The organism is Massilia sp. 2TAF26 (genome assembly GCF_052115005.1).
Classification (GTDB): Bacteria; Pseudomonadota; Gammaproteobacteria; order Burkholderiales; family Burkholderiaceae_D; genus Telluria.
On record NZ_JBFRFV010000068.1, the window covers coordinates 1 to 1420 of the forward strand.

Sequence of the window (1420 nt, forward strand, 5' to 3'; positions counted from 1 at the left end):
ACGAATTCTCCGGTCGCCGACGTGTTCGTGGTCTGGGCCAAGGACGACGAAGGCGCGATCCGCGGCTTCGTGCTGGAAAAGGGCTGGAAGGGCTTGAGCGCTCCGGCGATCCACGGCAAGTTCGGCCTGCGCTCGTCGGTCACCGGCGAGATCGTCATGGACGAGGTGTTCTGCCCGGAAGAAAACGCCTTCCCGGAAGTGCGCGGCCTGAAGGGTCCGTTCACCTGCCTGAACTCGGCCAGGTACGGCATCGCCTGGGGCGCGCTGGGCGCGGCGGAAGACTGCTGGCACACCGCGCGCCAGTACGTGCTGGACCGCAAGCAGTTCGGCAAGCCCCTCGCCGCGAACCAGCTGGTGCAGAAGAAACTGGCCGACATGCAGACCGAGATCACCCTGGGCCTGCAAGGCTGCCTGCGCCTGGGCCGCATGAAGGACGAGGGCACCGCCGCCGTCGAGATTACCTCGATCATGAAGCGCAACTCCTGCGGCAAGGCGCTGGACATCGCCCGCGTCGCGCGCGACATGCTGGGCGGTAACGGTATCTCCGACGAGTTCGGCATCATCCGCCACATGGTCAACCTCGAGGTGGTCAACACCTATGAGGGCACGCACGACATCCACGCCCTGATCCTGGGCCGTGCGCAGACCGGCATCGCGGCGTTCTGATGATCGCCTGACCGACAAGAAACCCGCTTCCGAGCGGGTTTTTTTAGGCGCTGTTCGCGCCAAGTGTGGAATCTTTTCTGCAAGCCTGCAGTCCAATGTCGACCTGAACCGTTGATGGAGGCAGCATGCAAGCACGGCAGTTCGAACAGTTCCTGCAACGCCTGTCCTCTCTAACGCGGCGCCAGCGCGACCGCCTGCTCGACCTGCTGCAATCGGCGGCCGGCCTCGASCGTGTACTCGAGATCGTCGAGCAGCCYGCCGCGCCACWCTGCTGCCCGCATTGCCAGGCCGACAAACCCTATCGCCACGGCCATGCGCACGGACTGCAGCGCTACCGCTGCCGTAGCTGCCGCCGCACCTTCAACCTGCTCAGCGGCACGCCGCTGGCGCGGCTGCGCCACAAGGCACACTGGCTCGACTACCTCGGCTGCATGCTCGACTCCCGCAGCGTGCGCCGCTCGGCGCGCGAGATCGGCGTGGCCAGCGCGACCAGCTTTCGATGGCGCCACCGTTTCCTGGCCCTGAGCAAGGATGACCGCCCGCAGCGGCTGAGCGGCATCGCCGAAGCCGATGAGATGTATGTGCTCGAATCGCACAAGGGGTCCAGACATCTCGACCGTCCGCCACGAAGACGCGGCGGCAAGGCGACAAAGCGCGGGATCTCGAATGAACAAGTGTGCATCCTGGTGGCACGCGATCGCAGCGGCCAGACCATCGACGCCGTGACCGGCAAGGGCAGCGTGAGCAAGCGGCA

Annotated in this window: 2 protein-coding genes; both read left to right on the forward strand. The window is 65.8% G+C overall.

Annotation, left to right across the window (positions count from 1 at the left end):
- The coding region (locus tag AB4Z32_RS27400) for an acyl-CoA dehydrogenase family protein (protein WP_442124972.1) at positions 1 to 666 on the forward strand (666 nt) is incomplete at its 5' end.
- Between the two features lie 125 nt (positions 667 to 791).
- On the forward strand, positions 792 to 1420 hold a 629-nt coding region (locus AB4Z32_RS27405), incomplete at its 3' end, for an IS1595 family transposase (protein ID WP_442124973.1).